General features: G+C 64.8%; 4 protein-coding genes and 1 pseudogene. 3 read left to right on the top strand and 2 right to left on the bottom strand.

The features are described 5' to 3' along the window. Positions 1-349: 349 nt before the first annotated feature. Complete coding sequence (locus OP498_RS18245) at positions 350-721, bottom strand: YHS domain-containing (seleno)protein (protein WP_280554780.1); 372 nt, start codon at positions 719-721, stop codon at positions 350-352. On the opposite strand from OP498_RS18245, the pseudogene OP498_RS18250 reads away from it, so the two are divergent. The 3 genes and pseudogenes from OP498_RS18250 to OP498_RS18260 form a co-directional block, all read left to right on the top strand. Then, positions 687-803: pseudogene (locus OP498_RS18250) on the top strand (YtoQ family protein); the annotation flags it as partial. The gene OP498_RS18245 and the pseudogene OP498_RS18250 overlap by 35 nt on opposite strands. Positions 804-852: 49 nt before the next feature. Further along, complete coding sequence (locus OP498_RS18255) at positions 853-1,206, top strand: DUF488 family protein (protein ID WP_280549649.1); 354 nt, start codon at positions 853-855, stop codon at positions 1,204-1,206. 117 nt (positions 1,207-1,323) lie between these two features. After that, positions 1,324-1,908 (top strand): hypothetical protein, encoded by a 585-nt coding sequence (locus tag OP498_RS18260; RefSeq protein ID WP_280549651.1) that lies wholly within the window; start codon positions 1,324-1,326, stop codon positions 1,906-1,908. Positions 1,909-1,993: 85 nt separating this feature from the next. Here OP498_RS18260 and OP498_RS18265 read toward each other — a convergent pair whose 3' ends face one another. Continuing rightward, positions 1,994-2,134 carry a hypothetical protein gene (locus OP498_RS18265; protein WP_280549653.1) on the bottom strand — a complete coding sequence of 47 codons (141 nt, stop codon included), beginning with the start codon at positions 2,132-2,134 and terminating at the stop codon, positions 1,994-1,996. Between the last annotated feature and the right edge of the window lie 236 nt (positions 2,135-2,370).

Below are 2,370 nucleotides of genomic sequence, written 5' to 3' on the forward strand. Positions count from 1 at the left end.
CCATGACCGGCGGCGTCCGCAGTACTGGCTGGGCAGGCTTTAACAATCGGCTGCACAGCGACCGATTTTCCGCTGCTTCGCCGCTCCAAACCGGCGCGTGAACCGGGCGTTATATCAGGCTCGCCGGATCGTCCGCTGCTGGCCGATTGCCGTCCTTTCCCCACACCGATCTCTGCGTTCCTTCGATAACGACATGTTGGAACCTTGTCCGACGATCATGGGGCTACCCGCCACCTCATCGAGTCGACGAACTCATCCAACACACAAAAGGGCCCGCGAGAAATCGCGGGTCCTTTTCGTTGGGGTGGCGTGAGCGTGCTATTTGGTGCCGGCCGCCTGATGGCGCCCATCAGGCGGGATCGTCACTCGAAAATATCCGCCAGTGGGCATCGGCGGCCTCGATGTAGCCGGGAATGTCGCGCTCCCAGCGCCACTGGATGAAGCGGCTGTAGTTCAGGTAGAGCTTGTCGTCGACGACCTTCCATGCCTCGGGCACGGTCGAGGCGGCTTCACCGCGGGCCGCCGCCCAAGCGCACCAGCCGCCGTACTGCGGCGCGTAGACCTCGGGGTCGACCTCGAAGCGGTCGCGATGCTCGGCCGAGGTGAACTGCCAGGTGGCCTCGTGCCACTCCAGTTGATAGTCGGGCGAGCCTGTCGTCCGCCGCCCCCAGCGACCAGGCCAGGCCAGCCTGCACAGCGAGGAGATCGTCCATCCGCTCAAGGAGGTCGACGCGGAAGCTCAGGCCTGGTGCACTACCACCGACCAGGTCGTGAAGTTCCTGCGCCACGTGCTCGAGGCCTGAGCCGGCGCTTAGCTACACTGGGGGATATTCGCCGCCAGGAGGTTCCTCCATGAGCATCGAACTGAAGCGTGCCTTCGAGGCCCCGAGTCGAGACGATGGCTACCGGGTGCTGGTCGACCGCCTCTGGCCCCGCGGGGTGGCGAAGGCCGATGCGCGAATCGACGAATGGCGCAGGGAGATTGCCCCCAGCGACGAGTTGCGCAAGGCGTTCCATGACGGGGCCCTCGGCTGGGGCGAGTTTCGTCGGCGCTACCTGGCCGAGCTCAAGGCGCATCGCGAGACGCTGAGAGACCTGGCCGAGCGGGCCGCCGGCGACACCGTCACCCTGGTCTTCGCTGCCAGGGACGTTCGCCACAACAATGCCGTGGTCCTCAGGCAGTACCTGGCGATGCTGGGCAGATGAGCCGCGTGGCCTGTGACCGGTGGCTGACGTGACCGTGACCTGGCCGCCGGGGGAGGCTGTGCTAGCTTCAAGAGGAATGGCAGCGTTTCTGCCGTCCACTCCTCGAGGTGGCTCATCATGCTGTTCATCACCAACCGGTTCCCCACCCAGAGCATCCGCACCCGGGCGAACCGACCCTTCGATTTCGACCTCAAGAACAACGCCGCCAGCAACTCGGTCTTCTACTGCGAGGAAGTCGCGGCGGGGCAGTACCTGGAACTCGGCAGCACGGTGCCGGGTGGGGTGCCGATGCTGTTCCGCAATACCTTCCTGATCGCCGCCGATATCGTCAACGAGTCGCTGGAGGAGGGGCACAGCGGCGAGCTGATCGTCCATGCCTCACGCAATGTCACGGTCTACTTCGCCTCGGATGACCTGGCGCTGCGCGCCAGCAAGGCCTCGAACCTGAAGAGCCGCATCGCCTCCCGGCGCCTCGGGCACTCCGGCCCGGAGGACATGAGCCGCGTGGCGCGCAACGTCTTCGCCGTGGACTGCGACGACGTCAATACCCGCTATGACTACCCCAAGGGGCACTCCTACTTCCGTTCCGGCGAGGTGTTCGGCGAGCCCGGCGTGGTGTTCCAACACCTCTTCGCCGCCCTGGAGAGTGGCCGCGTCTTCCCCGAAGACGAGACGCGCCGCATGACCATCCTGCGTGACTGAGGCGCCTGGTGTCAGAGCTTGGCCGCCTGCACATGCATCCAGTCGAAGTTTCGCGTGCGCCCCAGGCTGACCACCCCTCTTCTTCTCAGAGGCGCCACCAGGTGTCGTATTCCGGCCGAGCCAGCCGTGCCCGTGTCTTCGGCCCGCGAATACCGTCTATCTTGCCGCGGTAGCGGTCATTGTCCGCGAGAAAACGCAGTAGGGTCCGGATGGCGGTCCTGTTCATGGCGTGATCTCCCCTGCGCAGGTGTCTGGCGCGCCCACCGATGCGGCCGTGTTTCCCCTCCTGCAGTCTAGAGGCTTAGTACTACAGCCGTAACTACTGCTGTGGTCGTTCATGCGTTGCCATCCGGGCTTGCTGCTGACGACAGTGGCACTGCCAAGCCCGGTACTGGTGCTTTCGTCGCCAATCCGACCAATGAAGCACATGGGAGAAGGCCTGATGTCCTTGCCATAGACATC

The sequence above is a fragment of the Halomonas sp. 25-S5 genome (genome assembly GCF_029889845.1).
In the GTDB taxonomy this organism is placed as follows: Bacteria; Pseudomonadota; Gammaproteobacteria; order Pseudomonadales; family Halomonadaceae; genus Halomonas.

What these genes read in the sequence shown, in the direction of transcription:
- OP498_RS18255 (WP_280549649.1), top strand. Translation starts at nt 853, where the DNA reads ATGAGCATCGAACTGAAGCGTGCCTTCGAGGCCCCGAGTCGAGACGAT.
- OP498_RS18260 (WP_280549651.1), top strand. Translation starts at nt 1,324, where the DNA reads ATGCTGTTCATCACCAACCGGTTCCCCACCCAGAGCATCCGCACCCGG.
- OP498_RS18265 (WP_280549653.1), bottom strand. Translation starts at nt 2,134, where the DNA reads ATGAACAGGACCGCCATCCGGACCCTACTGCGTTTTCTCGCGGACAAT.